The sequence below is a fragment of the Desulfoplanes sp. PS50 genome (assembly GCF_053851535.1).
Window position 1 is genome coordinate 31723 of sequence record NZ_JBSPZA010000007.1, and the last position, 19377, is coordinate 51099.

Below are 19377 nucleotides of genomic sequence, written 5' to 3' on the forward strand. Positions count from 1 at the left end.
TCAGGTTCTGTGAGAAAAAAATGTTACTGTTTTGGTCTTTCCTGCGCACTGCGCACTGTGCACTGTGTACTCCTGTCTCCCGTCTCCCTTCTCCCTCCTCCCGTCTCCCTTCTCCCGTCTCCTTTCTCATACCACCTCAACCCAAAACGTCCCCTATGAAAACGATCCATCTCGCCAAAACCGCTGGATTCTGCATGGGCGTGGCCCTTGCCCTTAAAAAACTCGATCAGGCCATTGCCGATAAAAAGGATGGTCAGGAGATCTTTACCCAGGGTCCGATCATCCACAATCCCCAGGTTCTTGAATATTACCAGAGTCAGGGCGTTTTTGAGTGTCAGTCAACAAAACAACTCGGACCCCACTGCATTGTGGTCATCAGGGCCCATGGGATTCCCCTTGACATGCAGCAGGCCATTGAAAAGTCAGGGGCAACCATTGTCGACGCCACCTGCCCCAAGGTCAAAAAGGCCCAGACACTCATAGCCAAAAATTCAGTCCAGGGACGCCACCTGCTTCTTTTCGGAGAAAAGGACCATCCTGAAGTCAAGGGACTGGTCAGCTACGCGCAGGCAGGCTTTACGGTTTTTGAAAGCATCCAGGAACTGGAAACCCTTCTTTCAACCCTGACCACACCCTGCTTTCTGGCCGCACAGACCACCCAGGACCGGGAGGAATTCCAGGACATCCATGCCCGTCTGGTCAATACATTAGGTGAGATCCCGGTCATGGACACCATCTGCACCGCGACCAAGGAAAGACAGCAGGAAGCCATTGCTATAGCCAAAGAGGTGGATCTTATGGTCGTGGTCGGCGGAAAAAACAGCGGCAACACCCGACGACTCGCCCAGGTCGCTTCGGCAACCACAACCCCCTGCTGCCATGTGGAACGCAAGGAGGAACTCCCCCTTGAGGATCTCACCGCCTGCACAACCATCGGCCTGACCGCCGGGGCATCGACGCCCGAAGACGTGATCAACGATGTCTTCCTTTACCTGCTTGAACTCGATGGATGATCCTGCATCAAGCGGTAAGACATCTACGCAGACAAAAAAACGGCGGACCAACTGGTCCGCCGTTTTTTTGTCGAATACGTAGGTTCTTGTTCTTCTAACAAATCCTTGGCAGCTGAGCCCCCTCGAGCATATCCAGCAGTCTGTGGCCGCCGATAGGGGTCTCGAGGACGACCTTGCCGGGATGATCGGTTGTGACTTCACCGATCTGCTGGCTGTCAATGGCAAGGGGATCGCTTCGCATGATTGAAAGGGCCTTGTCGGCGTACTTGCCCGGCAGAATGCAGATAAACTTGCCTTCATTGGCCAGATACAGGGGATCGAGACCGAGAAAGGAACACCCCCCGGCCACGGCCTCCCGCACCGGAATATTTTTCTCACGGACATAACATTCCACGTTCGACTGGAGCGCGATCTCGCTTAAGGTCGTTGCCAGCCCTCCCCGCGTCGGATCCCTGAGGACATGAATTTCCGGAATCTCCTCGAGAAGCCGGACAATGAGATGGTTGAGGGCTGCGGAATCGCTTTGTACCGGAGCATCAAAAGACAGCCCTTCCCGCTTGGACATGATGGTCAGTCCATGATCGCCCATGGTCCCGCTGATCAGGATGGCATCTCCCGGTCGCGCACTATGTCCGCTCGGACCGGGAGAGACAAAAACCTCTCCTATGCCCGTGGTATTGATAAAAATCTTGTCAGCCGCGCCCCTGGGAACCACCTTGGTATCGCCGGTGACCACTTCCACGCCCGCATTTTTAGCCGACAGTCCCACCGATGCAACGATCTTCTCGAGCATATCCATGTCCAGCCCTTCTTCCAGGATGAGTCCGCAGGTGATGAATCGCGGCCGCGCACCGATCATGGCCACATCGTTGACCGTTCCGTGAACGGCCAGGGAACCGATATCCCCGCCAGGAAAAAACAAGGGGTCAACCGTAAAGGTATCCGTACTCATGGATACAGGCCCGGAAAGATCGAGCAATGCAGCATCGTCGAGTCGGTTGAGGCGATCATTGCCAAGATGTTTGAGGAACATTTCAGAGATGAGACGCTGGGAGGCCTTGCCGCCACTCCCGTAATCCAAAAGAAGTTTCTGACTCATGAGTTGTGTGTATCCTTAACAATCAGGTGGTGCATGTGCGGAGCAATGTGTGAAAAGACCATGACAAACCCCGGACAGAAATCATGTTTGCAACCATGACTGGTGATGCACCATACCGGTTGTGGTAATGGGGAAAATCAGATCTGATACTTGTAATAGGCCGCGCAGGACCCTTCGGTGGAAACCATGCAGGGTCCGACCGGATTGGCCGGTGTACAGACCTTTTTAAAGAGCGGGCATTCATCGGGACGGATCTTGCCCCTGAGCACATCTCCGCACCTGCATCCGGCCAGCGGAGGGACATCGGGCAGACTCAGACCGAGTACGCGCATGGCATCAAATTCCCCATACCCCTCTCTGATACCCAATCCCGCAGCCGGGATCGAGCCGATCCCCCGGAACAATGCGTCCTGGGGCTCAAAGACCTCGTTCATGATCTCCTGGGCCTTTGGATTGCCCAGGTCGGCCACGGCCCGTCCGTATCCGTTCTTTAAAACCGCCTCACCCGCATTGCGCAGACGGACAAAGGTCAGGATGGACCGAAGGATGTCCACGGGCTCAAACCCGGTGACAACAGAAGGAATGCCATGTTTCTCGGCCAGAAATCTATACGGTTCCATCCCGGTGACTATGCACACATGACCGGGGAGCATGAACGCATTGACGGTAAGTTCCGGATCCTCCACCAAAACCTTCATCACCGGAGGCACCAGTTTATGAAAGGAGAGGACCAGAAAATTATGTACGCCCTGTTCCTTGGCGATTTGTATAGTCGCGGCAATGGTCGGAGCGGTTGTCTCGAATCCGACACCCAGAAAAACAACCTTGTCGTCAGGATTCTCCCGGGCCAGCTTGACCGCGTCAAACGGGGAATACACGACCTTGATCCTGGCCCCTTCGGCCTGGGCGGCCTTGAGGTTACGTTTGTTGGGACCGGGGACGCGCATGAGATCCCCGAAGGTGGCCACGATGACATCCTTGCGTTCGGCCAGTTCCAAAAAAGCAGCCACTTCCCGTTCATGGGTCACACAAACAGGGCAGCCGGGCCCGGAAAGATGGACTATCTCGTCAGGGAGCAGGGAACGAATGCCGCTTTGAAAAATGGACACGGTATGGGTCCCGCAAACCTCCATAAAACGAAGTTCCTCCCTCAATTCCTGCCTGATCGTCTTGACAATGGACCGGCAGAGATCCGGGTCTTTGAGTTTTTGTTCAAGAGAGTTCAAGATTCAACCCCTCTTCGAACAATTTTATCGTTTCCAGGCCTTCCTCCCTATCGAGCCGACGAAGGGCAAACCCCGCGTGGACAATAACAAAATCACCGACAGCAGGGTGTTCATCAATAAGTTCAAGACGGACCTCGTTGGCAACTCCGCCAACTTCAACCTGGGCAACATTGTCGCTGATACTCTTGATTTCCATGGGAACTGCCAGGCACATAGGCTGTTTTCCTCCTTTGCTTTTTGGAATAGGTGTTGATAAGCCTACCGATATTGTGTGTCAACCAAGGGGCGCCGACGCGACAGGACACATTTGTTCTTATGCAGGTACCCGAAATATGATGGCTGGCTTGCCCCGTTTTGAATGCCCTGACCGTATGACTGTCTGACGGTCAGAGCGAACCAGGCACCGTTTATCAGATTATTATTGCCTGGCTTCTTGCCGAAAGTTTCAGCTTGTACAGAACAACGCCTTGATGGTACGAGACCGGCAGAGAGGTTTCAAGCCGACCAATACCGAGTCAGCCATGAAAGCCCATCGCCCCTGACCGACACGATGCCGGCATGAAATTGTATGCCGCCACGGTTGCCACCCGGCAGAACGATACCATCTCTATGTGTCCGAAGTATCCTTATGAATGAAACATCGCCTTCTTGCCCGCCCACACACGACATGCGCTCTTTGTATGAATCCGACGCCCCGCCACCGCTGCGTCTTGATCCGTCCTGGACCATTCCCACACACAACGAGTGTCTGACATGGTGGGATGATTACGAAATGCTTGAAAATATCCGCGATCACAGCCTTGCCGTCACCCACGTGGCCCTGACCATAACCCGGCTGGCCCGTAACCATTCACCCCAGAGCTTTGCCTGTGATCCCACAGCCACCATCAGGGCCGGAGCACTCCTGCACGACCTGGCAAAAACCTATTGCATCCGTCACGGGGGCAATCATGCCCAGGTTGGGGCCTCCTGGGTCATCGGTCTGACCGGCAATCCAGCCCTTGGTCATGCGGTGCTTCACCATGTCTTCTGGCCGGGAAATGTGGATGTCCGAAACCATTTCATCCCTCTGGTCGTTGCCTACAGTGACAAACGGGTCAGACACGATGCCATAGTTTCTCTTGAAGACCGCCTGAACGATCTCATGCACCGCTACGGAACCACCCCATATCGCAAGGAACGCATCCACGCGGCCTATGATCAGGTGATGACCATTGAACAGCAACTCGAACAACTCACAGGAATCCCACTCCATGCGCATTCTTTTGATAGCCGGCGGCTGGTCTGATGAACGGGAAGTAGCCCTGCTTGGCGCGCAGGAAATCAAAAAGGCTCTTCAACGGCTCGGCCATGAAGTCATTTTGCATGATCCGGCCCATGATCTCCACAACCTGATCCCTGCGGCCCGAACATGTGATTTCGCCTTTATCAATCTCCACGGATCACCCGGTGAAGACGGGCTGATCCAGTCTCTGCTCGATTCCATTCCCCTGGCCTATCAGGGAGCAGGGCCTGCAGCATCCCAATTGGCCCTGAACAAGGCCGCCACCAAAATGGTCTATGAACGACACGGGCTGACCACTCCGAAATGGACTTTTTTTCCAAAAAATTTCTCAGCCATGGATACTCCTATCCACCTGAATTTTCCCCGGGTCATCAAACCATGCACGGCGGGTTCGAGCGTGGGAATATTCTTTGCCGATTCCCGCAAAGAATTTGAAACCGCACTTGGCCACAACGATCTTGTCGACCGGGATCTCATTATTGAAGAGCGGATCAAGGGGCAGGAAATCACCTGTGCCGTCCTTGATGACGCCCCGCTTCCACCCGTTCTCATTACCCCCCGAAAAGGGACTTTTTTTGATTACACCAGCAAATACGAAGATCAGGGTGCCGAAGAGCTCTGTCCCGCGCCCATCGGGGAAAAACTGACCGCTGAAATACAAAAGATGGCTCTGACAGCCCACCAGATACTTGGCATTGTTGATTACAGCCGAACCGATTTCATTGTTGATGACACGGGACATCCTTATGCCCTTGAAACCAACACCCTGCCGGGGATGACCAGGGCCTCGCTTCTTCCCAAGGAGGCCCATGCCGCAGGCATGTCCTTCGAGGATCTCATAGGGCGGCTGATCACCCTGGGCATGAGGAAAATCACATGAAAACAAAGCTTTTTACGGCAATTTACACCCTTTTCTGGACCCTGGCACTTCCCGTTGTCTTCGTGAACAAACGGCTTCGGGAACATTGGCCCGGTCGGCTGGGATGGGGGATTGGTCGAAAAAGTCATGATCTCTGGATTCAGGCGGCCTCGGTGGGCGAGGGGTTTCTGGCCATTTCCCTGACCGATTATCTGTTAAAGAACCACCCTGAGCTTTCAATACTCATAACCACCAATACATCTCAAGGTCTTGATATCCTCACGGATCACTTTCAAAAATACAGCGAATCCAACCGGCCCGACATCCGTATCTGCCCCGTGGACCATCCCCTTGTTGTCGGCTGGTTCATGCGCCGGATATCTCCAAAGATCGTGGTCCTTCTCGAGACCGAACTCTGGCCGGGTATCCTTGTGCAATGCAAAAAAAGAAACTGTCCTGTGCTCGTTGCCAACGGCCGCATGCGCCCCAAAAGCCTTGCCGGATATCTGCGTTTTCAGCGTGTACTCAAGGACATTGGACCACAACAGATCATGGCCATATCATCGTCTGATGCATCCCGATTCGCCACAATCTTTGAAAATGCCTGCGTAACGACCATGCCGAACATCAAATTCGATCGCATAGGTGATACCCCGGCCATTTCCTATGTGGCCAATCCATTATCCCGATTTTTCAGACCTTCCAGCAAATTCGTGGTGTTTGGTTCCATCAGGGAAGAAGAGGAACCAGCCATCCAGAACGCCCTGACCCGCCTGATAACCGATCATCCAACAACCATCGCTGCCCTGGTCCCCCGCCACCTTCACCGTATTTCGGCCTGGAAGGAATTTCTCGCATCCGGTTCCATACCCTGGATCCTTCGCTCACGCCTTGCTGAAGAACCGGTCAAACCCGGGACCATTGTTCTCTGGGACCTTTTTGGAGAACTTCCGGCCGTGTATGCCCTGGCCAAGACCGCCTTTGTGGGCGGCAGTCTCGCGCCCCTGGGGGGTCAGAACTTTCTCGAGCCTCTGGCTCAGGGCGTTCGCCCGGTCATCGGCCCGTTCTGGAGCAATTTTAATTGGGTCGGAGAGGATCTCATCACCCAGGGGTTTGTGACCATAGTTGCCACAGCCGACAAACTGGCCAATGAGCTCGGCTCCTCAACCCCCATGTCCCGGGAAAACGTCCGGGCCGCAACAGACGAGTATATAGCCTCCAAACAAGGAGGCACGGCCATGGTTGCCCAAAGGATCATCGAATCGGTTTCAAAGGGTGTGTCCTCACACCTACCACCTACAACGTAAAACCAAAAACCTTCCTATGTCCCAACCCATTTATGGTATCATCCCCGCCCGCTACGGATCGTCCCGTTTTCCCGGCAAGCCCATGGCTGAAATCCTGGGAAAACCCATGTTCTGGCATGTTTATGAACGTGCCATGCGCTCGAGATCCTTGACCAGCGTTGTTCTGGCAACGGACAGTTCCATCATTGCCGACAAGGCCAGAGAACTCGATATTCCCGTGATCATGACCAGAGAGGATCACACCAGCGGCACGGACAGGGTTCTCGAGGCAGCCATCAAGCTGGGAGCCGATCACCAGTCGACCATCGTCAACATCCAGGGCGATGAACCGGTTCTTGAACCGGCCATGCTCGATCAGCTCACAGCACCTTTTGACGATCCTCGGGTCAAGGTGACCACCCTGGCCAAATCCATCACCCCCGAACAGGCACGTGACCCCAATGTGGTCAAGGTGGTCCGGGCAGAAGATGGCCGGGGGCTTTATTTTTCCAGAGCCCTGGTTCCCTTTTCCCGAGATGGGGCATTCTCCTTTCTCGGACACATAGGGCTCTACGGGTTCAGGTTTCCCGTGCTTGAAAAATTTCAGAGTTTGGGCGAAAGCCCACTTGAACGCATGGAAAAACTGGAACAATTGCGTCTTCTCGAAGCAAACATCCCCATCCATGTGGCTCTTACCGAGTATCCATCCATTGGGGTGGACACCCGTGAAGATCTTGAAAAAGTACGCGCACTTCTTGCGTCGTCCTGATCGGTTACAAAGATTATAACTCTTCAGGTCTGTTTGGTTGCTCGCTGTTTATAAAAGATTTCAGCACGTATCAGGCGGCAAGATATGCCGCCTTTAATCTCGAAATTTTTCTCATCCACACACAACAATGGCACCGGCCATGTCGGAGTTACATGTATGCAAGCTATTCTCGCCCTTGAAGACGGCACGTTCTTTGAGTGTTCCTCCTTTACCGGCCCTGGTGAAACCCAGGGTGAAGTCATCTTCAATACCGGGATGACCGGATATCAGGAGATATTGACCGACCCCTCCTACCGTGGACAGATAGTCTGCATGACCTATCCGCTCATCGGCAATTACGGAGTCAATCTCGACGATGTGGAATCCGACAGAATTCAGGCAGCCGCGCTCATCTGCAAGGAATGCTGTACCAGGCCCTCCAACTGGCGTTCGACGCAGAGTCTGCCCGATTATCTCAAGGAACACGGGGTCATGGGTATCCATGATCTGGATACCAGGGCGTTGACCAAACACATTCGCATTCACGGAGCCATGCGTGCGGTCATTGCCACAGGGGTGAACGATCCCGAGGAATTGGTGGCCAGGGCCAAAAAGATCCCGTGCATGGAAGGACAAAACCTGGTCGAGGTTGTTGCCCCCCAAACCCCCTATCAATGGATCAACGACCGACCGGCCCCCCTGGATTCACCTGCAGCCCAAACAACGTGGGCGCAGACCGGCCCCAGGGTGATTGTCTATGATTTCGGGATAAAATGGAATATCCTGCGCCTTCTGGCCGCCCAGGGACTGGATATGATCGTGGTCCCACCAACCTTCACGCCCCAGGAAGTTGACGAACTCGCACCTGACGGAATCTTTCTTTCCAATGGTCCCGGCGACCCAGCAGTCCTGGGCCAGACCATAGCCACGGTTGCCGATCTCGCCTCCAGGTATCCCATTGCCGGCATCTGTCTGGGACATCAGATTCTGGGACTCGCCCTGGGTGGAACAAGTTACAAACTCAAATTCGGTCATCACGGCTGCAACCATCCGGTCAAGGATCTGACCACGGGAAAAATCGAGATATCCTCCCAGAACCACGGGTTCTGCGTCGACATCCAGGGACTTGATTTTCTCGAAACCACCCACGTCAACCTGAACGACCAGACCCTCGAGGGATTCAGGCACAAGGATAAACCGATCATGGCCGTGCAGTATCACCCGGAATCAGCACCCGGACCCCACGACAGCAGGTATTTTTTTGCCAGGTTCAAGGATCTGATCACCCGGTAATCGTGCCTGCGGTCACAGGTTCCTTGCCACGGGCAGACAATTTCTCAACCCGCTCATACCAGGGAGAACATCATGAGCAACACTGCGTTCATCAAGATCAAGCAACAACTTGCAGGAGTCAACACGCGGCTCAAACAGGGCAAACTCTTTGCCGCAGTCAATTCCCTGCACGAAGCCCTGGCCTTTTTCCTGCGCACCAATTTGTTGAAGCATGAAAAAAAGGAATTCGAACAGCAGATTGAATGGGCCGTTTATCAGCTCAGTCATGATCAAGAGCTCAAAAAGGTCTTTCCGTTGCTTCTCACCTACACACCGGGAAAAGAAAAAGAACTGAATACAACCATCAACGAACTCCTGTCCGCTCTTCAGGATGAAAAAAGCAAGCAGGCCCTGGAACAACTCGAGGAATGGAAGAACAAGAAACAGCGCGATCTTGAAAAAGCCCAGGCAGCACTCGACAACAAAGAATACGACAAGGCCAGGTATCTTTTTGCCAAACTCTGTCAGGACTTTAGTGATGATCTGGAATTAAAGGCGGATGTGGGTGAGCGGTTTCTGAATGTGGAAATCTATGATGAGGCCATTGAGTATCTCAAGGCCGCATATGAAGGCAATCCCAAGTCAACGAACATATTCAACAAACTGGGTATAGCCCTGCGCCAGAGCAAGAAATTTGAAGAGGCCGAACGGTTTTACCATGAAGCGTTGGTCACTTCTCCGGATAACGAATATATCCTGTTCAATCTGGGCCGCGTGTATATCGATTGGCGACAATGGAAAAATGTTGAAAAAACGGCTCTCAAGGCGCTTGAGATCAATCCCGATTTTGTAGAGGCACAAAAAATGCTGAGGTTTGCCAGAAAACATATGTAAGATCCCCTCGGTGTATTTCTCGGAGACAGGAGGCCGGAGACAGGAAACCGGACGACACGACTTCCCGGATATGATCTGCGGGATCTTCACCGGGCCCGGATCAATGCCAATCACCGGAGTCATGCATCCTGGGATCCCGGCATGAGGATGGCGACAATCGCTGAAAAGCATTCCCATACAATAAACCTTTCCAAAGGTAAGCCGAATGTTCGTATCGTCCTGACAGATCAACCCTCTTCCCTTTTCTCCTACGGAACCATACATGAAAAAAGCGCTCATTACCGGTCTGACAGGCCAGGACGGCTCCTACCTGGCAGAATTTCTTCTTCAAGAAGGCTATGAAGTCCACGGGATCAAACGCAGATCCTCTTCGTTCAACACGGCCCGGGTGGATCATCTCTACCGGGACCCGCATGAGGAAAACGTCCGTTTTTTCATGCATTACGGCGACCTGACCGATTCCACCAATCTGATCCGGATCATCCAGCAGGTTCATCCCGACGAGATCTACAATCTGGGCGCCCAGAGTCATGTCCAGGTCTCCTTTGACACCCCGGAATACACGGCCAACTCCGACGCCCTGGGCACCCTGCGCCTTCTGGAGGCCATCCGGGTCCTCGGACTCGAAAAAACCACCCGCTTCTACCAGGCCTCGACCAGCGAGATGTTCGGCAAGGTCCAGGAGACCCCGCAACGGGAGACAACGCCCTTTTATCCCCGGAGCCCCTATGCCGCGGCCAAGGTCTATGCCTATTGGATAACGGTCAATTACCGGGAGGCCTACAACATGTTCGCCTGCAACGGCATTCTCTTCAATCACGAATCTCCGTTGCGCGGCGAGACCTTTGTGACCCGCAAGATCACCCGGGCAGCCGCCAGGATCAAACTCGGCCTGCAGGAGTGTCTCTATCTCGGCAATCTCGATGCCAAACGGGACTGGGGGCATGCCAAAGATTATGTCCGGGCCATGTGGCTCATGCTCCAGCAGGATCAGCCCGACGATTTTGTCATTGCCACGGGCGAAACCCATTCGGTGCGGGAATTCGTGGAAAAAAGCTTTGCCGAACTGGCCATGCCCATCATCTGGGAGGGCAAGGGACTCGACGAGGTGGGCAAGGACGAGAGGACCGGCACGGTCCGGGTGCGTATCGATGCGCGGTATTTCAGGCCCACGGAGGTGGAATTTCTTCTGGGCGATCCCACCAAGGCCAGGGAACAGCTCGGCTGGAAACTGGAATCGGATTTCGACACCCTTGTGCGGGAGATGATCCAGACCGACCTCAAAGAGGCCGACCGGGACAATCTCTGCCAGAAGGCCGGATTTGCCGTGCCCAGTCACAATGAATAGGGACTCGTCGTTCTCAACAAAAGAATGAGCACTGTACAACCATGTGCTTCATATCGTTTTTCGTCCAATTCACCCTTTCAGCAGGCACATGACCATGCAACCAACCGATTCCATTTATGTAGCCGGCCACCGGGGCCTGGTGGGCTCCGGATTGTGCCGGGAGCTTGCCCGTAAAGGGTATAGGAATATCCTCACCCGGACACACAAGGAACTCGATCTGTGCAATCAGCAGGCGGTCAACGAGTTCTTTGCCGAGCATCACCCGGATCACGTCTTTCTGGCCGCGGCCAAGGTCGGAGGGATTCATGCCAATGCCACCTACCCGGCCCGGTTCATCTTTCAGAATCTGGTCATCGCCACCAACGTCATTGACGCGGCCTATCGCAACGGGGTCAAAAAACTGCTTTTTCTCGGCTCGTCGTGCATCTACCCCAAACTGGCCCCCCAGCCCATAAGGGAAGACTACCTGCTCACCTCCGCCCTCGAGCCGACCAACGAGGCCTATGCCATCGCCAAGATCGCCGGGCTCAAGATGTGCGAATTCTACAATCAGGAATACGGCACCACCTTCTGGTCGGCCATGCCCACCAATCTCTACGGCCCGGGCGACAACTACGATCTGGCGACCAGCCACGTCCTCCCGGCCATGATCCGCAAATTCCACGAGGCCAAACTGGCCGGCAACAAACCGGTGACCCTCTGGGGCACGGGTTCACCCAAAAGGGAATTTCTCCATGTGGACGATCTGGCCCGGGGATGCGTCCACCTCATGGAACTGGAAAACACCCCGCCCCAACTGGTGAACATCGGCTGCGGCCAGGATCTGACCATCAAGGAACTCGCCCTTATGGTCCAGGAATGCGTGGGCCACACAGGCGAAATCGTCTGGGACACGGACAAACCCGACGGCACCCCCCAAAAACTCCTGGACATCTCCAGAATCACCACCCTCGGCTGGCAACCAGCCATCAGCCTTCAAGACGGCATCGCCAGGGTCTACGCGGAGTATGCCGCAAAAAAATGACAATGACCAAACGCAACGCGTTCCCAAAAAATGCCGTTCTCCGCGCCTCTGCGCCTCTGCGCGAGAAAAAAAGAAAAACAGTATCCCGCAGAGGCGCAGGGACGCAGAGAAAGGATTGAAAGACCAAGACATACAACAGGCCTGTGACCATTACCTTAGCATCACTCGATCCAGACTCACTATCCCCCAGAACGCAACGCGTTCCCCAAAAATGCCTTTCTCCGCGCCTCCGCGCCTCTGCGCGAGAAAAAAAAGAAAAACAGTATCGCGCAGAGGCGCAGGGACGCAGAGAAAGGATTGAAAGACCAAGACATACAACAGGCCTGTGACCATTACCTTAGCATCACTCGATCCAGACTCACTATCCCCCAGAACGCAACGCGTTCCCCAAAAATGCCTTTCTCCGCGCCTCCGCGCCTCTGCGCGAGAAAAAAAAGAAAAACAGTATCGCGCAGAGGCGCAGGGACGCAGAGAAAGGATTGAAAGACCAAGACATACAACAGGCCTGTGACCATTACCTTAGCATCACTCGATCCAGACTCACTATCCCCCAGAACGCAACGCGTTCCCCAAACCTGCCGTTCTCCGCGCCTCTGCGCCTCTGCGCGAGAAAAAAAGAAAAACAGTATCGCGCAGAGAAGCGGGGACGCAGAGGAAGAGGTTTTTGTAAAAAACCATGGAACCGAATATTGATAAATTGATACGCTTCTGGATATCTGAAGCAGTCGAAGCCTTAAAGGTTGCCGATCACCTTGTGGAGAAAGGAGATTTCTCCTATGCTTTGTTTTTTGGCCATCTGGCTTTGGAAAAAATGCTAAAAGCATTATGCGTGAAGGAGCAACGGGGACATGCCCCTCCAATTCACAATCTTATCAGACTTGCTAAAATTGCTGGGATTAAACTTGACAAACAAGCTGAGAATGATTTTGTGACTATAACCGCCTTTAATATTGAATCCAGATATCCAGATTTTAAAAATTCTTTTCGTAAAAAATGCACACTGCAATTTACCACACAACAGATGGAAACAATAAAAAGGTATTTCAAATGGCTGAAATCCCAACTGAGTTAAAAGAACTTATGCGGAGATATATTGCTCAAGTCAATCAGGTCAAACAGGTTGACAGAGCTTATTTATATGGCTCTTACGCCAAAGGCAGAGCCAATAAATGGAGTGACATTGATATAGCGATTGTCAGTCCTGACTTTTCTCAGGATCTTTTTGAGGAAAGGGTTTTTTTGATGAAGTTGGCTCTAAACTTTGATGATCGGATCGAACCAAGTCCATTCCGACCTGAAGACTTTAATCTTGACAACCCCCTGGTCAACGAGATTGATGCTTCTGGCATTGAAATCTGCTCTGAGTAACACCCGCTACGAGCTGTGAGCTTAACTTTGGCAACTATTAAGTTTTATCGAATCATATTGAATAGTTAGATAACCATATAGTAATTTAAGCGACAAAAATTGGCTGTAAGGGATCAAATCGACTGTTTTTAAAAATCAATATAAATAAAAACAGCTTGTTGCTTATCTCAGAGACCCGGCCCACAAATACTTCCAGATAGTTCTACCCCAATCGTCCTACAGAACACACCGCGTTCCCCAAACCTGCCGTTCTCCGCGCCTCCGCGCCTCTGCGCGAGGAAAAAACAAAACAGTATCGCGCAGAGACGCAGGGACGCAGAGAAAAGATTGTAGAACAAAACCATTTATATCCTATCTGCATGGATTAACCAATATTAGCCATATGACTCAGAACGCATCGCGTTCCTAAAAATGCTTTCCTCAGCGCCTCTGCGCGAGGAAAAATATCATGAAAGACATAGAACTGCTGAAACGACAGATTATCGAACGTCTCCAAGGCCTCAATCCGGAAAAGGTCATCCTTTTTGGAAGTTATGCCGATGGTACCGCAAATGACGAAAGTGACCTGGATCTTTATGTGGTCACTAAAGATGATTTCATCCCAAAAAACTTCCAAGAAAAAACCCAGGTTCGCCTGAAAGTGTCACGAGTGCTCAGTGATCTTCAAAAAACGATCCCGATCGATATCATTACACACACCCAAAAAATGCATACCAAGTTCATCAACCTGAACAGCTCGTTCGCCAGGGAAATAACCGAAAAAGGTATTAGGCTGATATGAACAAAGAGATCGTCACAGAATGGCTCAGATCGGCTCAACTCGACCTGGCCAGTATCCATTACCTTATCGACAAGGAGCACCTCACTCCTATCGTTGCATTCCATGCTCAGCAGGCCATAGAAAAGACGATCAAGGGATTACTCGAATCCACAAACATCAAGGTACCGAAAACGCATAAACTCCAAACATTATTCGCGCTGGCCGATGTTGATTTCGAATTCGATCATGATTTGTTGATCATTCTCGATGACTTGTACATTGATGCGCGTTATCCGGGCGAACTAGGCCTTCTTCCGGAAGGTAATCCGACCATTGCAGATACCAAGAAATTTCAGATTCTTGCCGAATTTGTGTTTGAAAAGGTATGCAACCAGTTAAACATTAAGGCGAGTTGAGTTATACTTTCATCCTCCATAACGCAACGCGTTCCCTAAATGCCGTTCTCCGCGCCTCTGCGCCTCTGCGCGAGAAAAAAAGAAAAACAATATCGCGCAGAGGCGCAGGGACGCAGAAAAAAAATTGAGAGACAAGAGCGTTTAAGGCAGCGGTCCTTACCAATACCCCCCCCCTTTCCCTCTCAGAACGCCCCGCGTTCCCCAACCTGCCTTTCTCCGCGTCTCTGCGCCTCTGCGCGAGAAAAAAAAGAAAAAGCAGTATCGCGCACTCCAGGACCCCGGGAAAAATGTCTTGACTGAAAGAAAATATATGGCGATATTTTCTTCATGGAAAAGAAAGATTACCTCAAACAGATCATCCGGGATTTCCACCTCCAGGACGGGTTCACTGTCTTCCCCCGAGATATTGAAGTTCCCGTGAACAGCGGGAAGATAATCTCGCTGGTGGGCGCACGTCGCAGCGGCAAGACGTGTATTCTCTATGATACCATAAACAGGATCACCCAGGAGACAAACAAAACCCAAACCCTGTTCATCAATTTCGAAGACGAGCGTCTGGATCTGGGGCTTGAAGAGCTGGATGTGATCCTCCAGGCCTACCGCGAGCTGTATCCGGATCAACGCCTGGAAACATGCTCTTTCTTTTTTGATGAAATCCAGAACATAACCGGATGGGAAAAATTCGTCCGCCGAGTGTACGACACAGTAACCCGTAATATCTTCCTCACCGGTTCCAATTCCAAACTGCTCGGCTCGGAGATAGCCACCAGTCTGCGCGGACGAACTCTCTGCTTTGAGGTCTTTCCTCTCTCTTTTCACGAGTATGTGCATTTCAAAGGGATCACAACCGATCTCCACTCCTCGCGACAGCTTGCCTTTATACGAAATGCCCAGGCAACATTTCTCAACCAGGGAGGGTTTCCTGAAACCCTGTTTGTGGATGAACGGCTGCATCCCAGGATGTTGCAGGAATATTTCAATGTGCTGCTCTATCGGGATATCGCCGAGAGATATCATGTCAGCAATTTACCGGCATTGAAATATTTCATGAAAAAACTGCTTGCTTCGTCAACCAAGCAAGTATCAGTGCATAAAATCTACAATGATCTCAAGTCGGGAAATATAAAAATAGGAAAAAATACCCTTTACGACTTTCTGGAATATGCCCAAAACAGCTATCTCGGCCTTATCCTGCCACGATATGATCAGGCTTTGGTTTCCAGGGAACTTGGGGAAAAAAAGGTTTATGCAATCGATATCGGGCTCTGTAATGCCGTGGAGTATAAATTTTCCGAGAATCTTGGCAAGGCCTTGGAAAACGCTGTCTTTTTAGAGCTGAAAAAAAGAGGCCATGACATTTTTTATTATCGTGATGATTCCTGCGAGTGCGACTTCCTGATCGCAGACCGGGGAAAAATCATCGAGGCTATACAGGTCTGTTATGACCTGAGCAATCCGCAGACCAAAAAGAGAGAACTCAAAGGCCTGACCAAAGCCTGCACCCGATTCGGCCTGGACACAGGCACAATCATAACCAGCGAGACTGCAGAAAAAATCGAACTCGGAAACGCTCACATAGAGATACTTCCTTTTTATCAAAAATTCATCTCATTGTCCGCGTAAAAAAGGATAAAGCCTTTCTCGCGCAGAGGCGCCGGGACGCAGAGGAAAGATTGAAAGACAAGGACTTCCTAGCTCCAGGCTTATACGCATGAGCCAACCATTGCCCACCACCCATTCCCCCAGAACGCAAAGCGTTCCCAAACATGCCTTTCTCCGCGCCTCTGCGCCTCCGCGCGAAAAAAAGAAAACGGTTGACGGCCACCCAAAATTGTATATATTTTTGCTACACACATAGGGGTAGTGTCATGACACAAACACAAAATCGCCAAACCCCCATCAACATCAGGGCATTGGCGACGCAAAGAGCTCTCATCGACAGAGCTGCCAAGGCGGTCAACAAGAGTCGTTCGGAATTCATGCTCGAGGCGGCGTGCAGGGAAGCGGAAAACGTTCTCCTGGACCAGCGTCTTTTTTATGTAACTGAAAACGAATTCGAGCGTTTCGAAAAAGCGTTGGACACACCCCCCGGCAATTCTTTGACAGAACTTCTCAATACCAAGGCTCCATGGGAATCATGACGGTTCTAAGCCGCCCCGGGCCCATTCAGCCGACGCATTGCTGTTTGGAATTCGATTCCAGTGTTCCTATACTCGACGATTGGTTGCAAAAAAGGGCACTACGTAATGAAACTGCAGGGGCATCACGAACCTTTGTTGTCTGCAATCATCACCAAATTGCGGGATACTACGCCCTTGCAGCCGGAGGCGTCCTCAGGATGGATGCCCCGGGCCACATTCGCCGGAACATGCCGGACCACATTCCAGTTATGGTGCTGGGAAGACTGGCCGTGGATCGCCGCTGGCAGAACCTAGGCCTCGGACGCGGGCTGCTCAAGGATGCAGTACGCAGAACACTGAACGTCTCCACGCAGATCGGTATCAGAGCCCTGCTGGTCCATGCCATTTCCAATCAAGCCAAAGCCTTCTACCTTTGCCACGGCTTCCAGGAATCCCCCCTGAATCCCATGACACTCATGCTCGGCCTCGACTTTGCGGCGAGACACAATGAAACAACTGACTCCCAGTAGATGCCGGGACACAGAGAACAGATTGAAAGACCAGGGCATCCATGCCTGTACCCGTTGTCATCCTCAGGACCAGACTCATCATTCCTTAAAAAGCAAAGCGTTCCCCCAAAATGCCTTTCTCCGCGCCTCTGCGCCTCTGCGCGAGAAAAAAACATCTTTCCCTGAAGCTCATTGAATCCTTGGCAGATAGCTGCTAGCAGGATATTATCATCAATACTTTCAACCCGTCTCTCAGCGCACTATTTATCCGCAATTTAAGACGTAGCTTTAATAGAAATACTCAAATTATTGTAACCAGTTATTTTCATCAAGACAACATTTGGTACAAAAGGCATGTTACGCCAGTAGGAGATCTCGTCCATGGAAACATTAAAGACACAAGTAAACATTTCAGAAGATCGAAGGCTGATCATCGACTTGAAAATTCCAGATAACATCTCGACCGGAAAAATGGATGTTGTTTTAGTTTTTCAGAAACAGGAGGAAAGCCCTGCTGAACCATCCAGAATTCTCGGCACATATAGAGGAAAGATCAGGATTGCCGAGGATTTTGACAAAGATCTCGGAGAGGAATTCTGGCTGGGAGAAAGCGATGAACTTTCTGCTTGATACGCATGTCTTCCTCTGGTTTGCTGCTTATCCAGAAAAACTATCTGACAGGGCGAAGCAGATTATCCTGAATACTAAAAACTCACTGTTTTTGAGCATTGTCAGTCTATGGGAAATGCAGATCAAAATTCAACTTGGAAAACTGGATATTGATACTCACCTCATAGACCTGTGGCATGATCAGCAAACAAAATCGCAAATTCTCTTTCTTCCAGCAAAAGAAGAGCATGTCTGGACCTTACCAAACCTCCCACAAATTCACAAAGATCCTTTTGATAGACTTTTAATTGCACAATCATTATGTGAAAACATGCCATTTATCACAGCAGATGCCACTATAAGTAAATACAATGTAAAAATAATTTGGTAAGGATATAGATTTCAGACCCAATGCTCAACCAATACATTCTCTCCATCCGCTAGAACGCACCGCGTTTCCCCAAAGTGCCTTTCTCTGCATCTCTGCGCGAGAAAAAAAGAAAAACCAGTATCGCGCAGAGATGCTGTGACACAAAGAGAAATATCAAGTTCTATTGGACATATAAGAAGAAACGCTTGACTCTCAAAATAGTTTCACCCATATCAAACAGATGTCTGAAAATAACAAATTCGGCATTCAGAAGAAAAATTTGTATCTCACCCGGATCGCCCCTTTTCTCGGTAGTCCGGTGGTACATCGTGGGCATGCACGGTGTGGGGGGGGCTGAAAACAAAAGCATACAAGCCTGTGCCCATTGCCAGCCCGACCCCGACTCACTGCAACGCGCTCCCCAAACTGCCGTTCTCCGCGCCTCTGCGCCTCTGCGCGAGAAAAAAATAGTATCTCGCAGAAACGCTGTCACCCTGAGGAACAAGGATTATGACTGCCACAACAATCGAAACCCTCATCGCTTCCGGCGAATCTGAAATCCTGGAGTTCAAAAAGAATTTTGGCAAGGAAGCCATCATCGCTCTTTCCGCTCTGGCCAACACCATGGGCGGCTGGGTTCTTTTGTGGGTGATCAACTGAGGCGACATCTTTCCTGACACAGGGGGAATATGATTGCCGGATTGTTTTTGCATTTGAAAAAGATCCTGATTCAGGAAATGATCTCATCGTGTTGCTTGATATTGGGAAACACGATGAGGTTTATTGAGCTGATCTAGACCAAGACTCACCATCCTTCAGAACGCAACGCGTTCCCAAACCTGCCGTTCTCCGCGCCTCCGCGCCTCTGCGCGAGAAAAAGAAAAACCAGTATCGCACCCAAGACGCTGGAACGCAGAATAAAACCAAAGCCACAATGCGTAATAAATGCTTGCCCCTTGCACACCTCGCATCACCCCCCTGCCCTCTCAGAACGCACCGCGTTCCCAAACCTGCATTTCTCCGCGCCCCTACGCGAGAAAAACAATCCTCCCCCCTGAAAGTCATTGAATCCTTGGCAGATAGCTGCTAGCAGAATACTGCCGACAATAGTTTTCGCGCCGTTACCGGCCGCCCATCACTCCGGAATTCCAGCAACATTTTTCATTGGCGC

22 protein-coding genes are annotated in these 19377 nt (G+C 51.4%); 19 read left to right on the forward strand and 3 right to left on the reverse strand.

The window, feature by feature from the left end:
• Nucleotides 1-155 precede the first annotated feature (155 nt).
• Nucleotides 156-1013, forward strand: coding sequence for a 4-hydroxy-3-methylbut-2-enyl diphosphate reductase (gene ispH / locus ACTVJH_RS04690; RefSeq protein WP_455987974.1), 858 nt, complete (start codon nucleotides 156-158; stop codon nucleotides 1011-1013).
• A gap of 94 nt (nucleotides 1014-1107) precedes the next feature.
• On the opposite strand, the gene hypE is transcribed toward ispH, so the two are convergent.
• The 3 genes from hypE to ACTVJH_RS04705 form a co-directional block, all read right to left on the reverse strand.
• Complete coding sequence (gene hypE, locus ACTVJH_RS04695) at nucleotides 1108-2112, reverse strand: hydrogenase expression/formation protein HypE (RefSeq protein ID WP_455987976.1); 1005 nt, start codon at nucleotides 2110-2112, stop codon at nucleotides 1108-1110.
• A 137-nt stretch (nucleotides 2113-2249) separates the two neighbouring features.
• On the reverse strand, nucleotides 2250-3338 hold the full coding sequence (gene hypD / locus ACTVJH_RS04700) for a hydrogenase formation protein HypD (protein ID WP_455987978.1): 1089 nt from the start codon (nucleotides 3336-3338) through the stop codon (nucleotides 2250-2252).
• Nucleotides 3325-3552 carry a HypC/HybG/HupF family hydrogenase formation chaperone gene (locus tag ACTVJH_RS04705; RefSeq protein WP_455987980.1) on the reverse strand — a complete coding sequence of 76 codons (228 nt, stop codon included), beginning with the start codon at nucleotides 3550-3552 and terminating at the stop codon, nucleotides 3325-3327. The genes hypD and ACTVJH_RS04705 overlap by 14 nt, the downstream gene beginning before the upstream one ends.
• A 414-nt stretch (nucleotides 3553-3966) precedes the next feature.
• Between ACTVJH_RS04705 and ACTVJH_RS04710 the strand changes: the two genes are divergently transcribed.
• From ACTVJH_RS04710 to ACTVJH_RS04795, 18 genes are all read left to right on the forward strand, one after another.
• A complete protein-coding gene (locus ACTVJH_RS04710; RefSeq protein WP_455987982.1) occupies nucleotides 3967-4626 on the forward strand; it encodes a phosphohydrolase in 660 nt (219 codons plus the stop codon).
• Nucleotides 4592-5503: a D-alanine--D-alanine ligase family protein gene (locus ACTVJH_RS04715; RefSeq protein WP_455987984.1), complete on the forward strand. Its 912-nt coding sequence runs from the start codon at nucleotides 4592-4594 to the stop codon at nucleotides 5501-5503. The genes ACTVJH_RS04710 and ACTVJH_RS04715 overlap by 35 nt, the downstream gene beginning before the upstream one ends.
• Nucleotides 5500-6789 (forward strand): 3-deoxy-D-manno-octulosonic acid transferase, encoded by a 1290-nt coding sequence (locus ACTVJH_RS04720; RefSeq protein ID WP_455987986.1) that lies wholly within the window; start codon nucleotides 5500-5502, stop codon nucleotides 6787-6789. Before ACTVJH_RS04715 ends, ACTVJH_RS04720 begins: the two co-directional genes overlap by 4 nt.
• 16 nt (nucleotides 6790-6805) lie before the next feature.
• Nucleotides 6806-7537: a 3-deoxy-manno-octulosonate cytidylyltransferase gene (kdsB, locus tag ACTVJH_RS04725; RefSeq protein WP_455987988.1), complete on the forward strand. Its 732-nt coding sequence runs from the start codon at nucleotides 6806-6808 to the stop codon at nucleotides 7535-7537.
• 156 nt (nucleotides 7538-7693) lie between these two features.
• Nucleotides 7694-8809, forward strand: a complete 1116-nt coding sequence (gene carA, locus ACTVJH_RS04730) for a glutamine-hydrolyzing carbamoyl-phosphate synthase small subunit (RefSeq protein WP_455987990.1) — start codon at nucleotides 7694-7696, stop codon at nucleotides 8807-8809.
• Nucleotides 8810-8881: 72 nt separating this feature from the next.
• On the forward strand, nucleotides 8882-9682 hold the full coding sequence (locus ACTVJH_RS04735) for a tetratricopeptide repeat protein (protein ID WP_455987992.1): 801 nt from the start codon (nucleotides 8882-8884) through the stop codon (nucleotides 9680-9682).
• A gap of 262 nt (nucleotides 9683-9944) precedes the next feature.
• A complete protein-coding gene (gene gmd, locus ACTVJH_RS04740; RefSeq protein WP_455987994.1) occupies nucleotides 9945-11030 on the forward strand; it encodes a GDP-mannose 4,6-dehydratase in 1086 nt (361 codons plus the stop codon).
• A 94-nt stretch (nucleotides 11031-11124) separates the two neighbouring features.
• The gene (locus ACTVJH_RS04745; protein WP_455988139.1) at nucleotides 11125-12054 is read left to right on the forward strand and encodes a GDP-L-fucose synthase family protein; all 930 of its coding nucleotides are present in this window, start codon (nucleotides 11125-11127) and stop codon (nucleotides 12052-12054) included.
• Between the two features lie 676 nt (nucleotides 12055-12730).
• Nucleotides 12731-13126, forward strand: coding sequence for a HEPN domain-containing protein (locus ACTVJH_RS04750; RefSeq protein ID WP_455987996.1), 396 nt, complete (start codon nucleotides 12731-12733; stop codon nucleotides 13124-13126).
• The gene (locus ACTVJH_RS04755; protein WP_455987998.1) at nucleotides 13102-13422 is read left to right on the forward strand and encodes a nucleotidyltransferase domain-containing protein; all 321 of its coding nucleotides are present in this window, start codon (nucleotides 13102-13104) and stop codon (nucleotides 13420-13422) included. The genes ACTVJH_RS04750 and ACTVJH_RS04755 overlap by 25 nt, the downstream gene beginning before the upstream one ends.
• Before the next feature lie 448 nt (nucleotides 13423-13870).
• Nucleotides 13871-14203: a nucleotidyltransferase domain-containing protein gene (locus ACTVJH_RS04760; protein ID WP_455988000.1), complete on the forward strand. Its 333-nt coding sequence runs from the start codon at nucleotides 13871-13873 to the stop codon at nucleotides 14201-14203.
• Complete coding sequence (locus ACTVJH_RS04765) at nucleotides 14200-14598, forward strand: HEPN domain-containing protein (RefSeq protein WP_455988002.1); 399 nt, start codon at nucleotides 14200-14202, stop codon at nucleotides 14596-14598. The genes ACTVJH_RS04760 and ACTVJH_RS04765 overlap by 4 nt, the downstream gene beginning before the upstream one ends.
• 327 nt (nucleotides 14599-14925) lie before the next feature.
• On the forward strand, nucleotides 14926-16221 hold the full coding sequence (locus ACTVJH_RS04770; RefSeq protein WP_455988004.1) for an ATP-binding protein: 1296 nt from the start codon (nucleotides 14926-14928) through the stop codon (nucleotides 16219-16221).
• Between the two features lie 245 nt (nucleotides 16222-16466).
• Nucleotides 16467-16739, forward strand: a complete 273-nt coding sequence (locus ACTVJH_RS04775; protein WP_455988006.1) for a type II toxin-antitoxin system TacA family antitoxin — start codon at nucleotides 16467-16469, stop codon at nucleotides 16737-16739.
• A complete protein-coding gene (locus ACTVJH_RS04780) occupies nucleotides 16736-17248 on the forward strand; it encodes a GNAT family N-acetyltransferase (RefSeq protein WP_455988141.1) in 513 nt (170 codons plus the stop codon). The genes ACTVJH_RS04775 and ACTVJH_RS04780 overlap by 4 nt, the downstream gene beginning before the upstream one ends.
• 360 nt (nucleotides 17249-17608) lie before the next feature.
• Nucleotides 17609-17857: a hypothetical protein gene (locus ACTVJH_RS04785; protein WP_455988008.1), complete on the forward strand. Its 249-nt coding sequence runs from the start codon at nucleotides 17609-17611 to the stop codon at nucleotides 17855-17857.
• Nucleotides 17841-18227, forward strand: coding sequence for a type II toxin-antitoxin system VapC family toxin (locus tag ACTVJH_RS04790; protein ID WP_455988010.1), 387 nt, complete (start codon nucleotides 17841-17843; stop codon nucleotides 18225-18227). The genes ACTVJH_RS04785 and ACTVJH_RS04790 overlap by 17 nt, the downstream gene beginning before the upstream one ends.
• A gap of 489 nt (nucleotides 18228-18716) precedes the next feature.
• Nucleotides 18717-18866 (forward strand): AlbA family DNA-binding domain-containing protein, encoded by a 150-nt coding sequence (locus ACTVJH_RS04795; protein WP_455988012.1) that lies wholly within the window; start codon nucleotides 18717-18719, stop codon nucleotides 18864-18866.
• The last annotated feature ends 511 nt before the right edge of the window (nucleotides 18867-19377 follow it).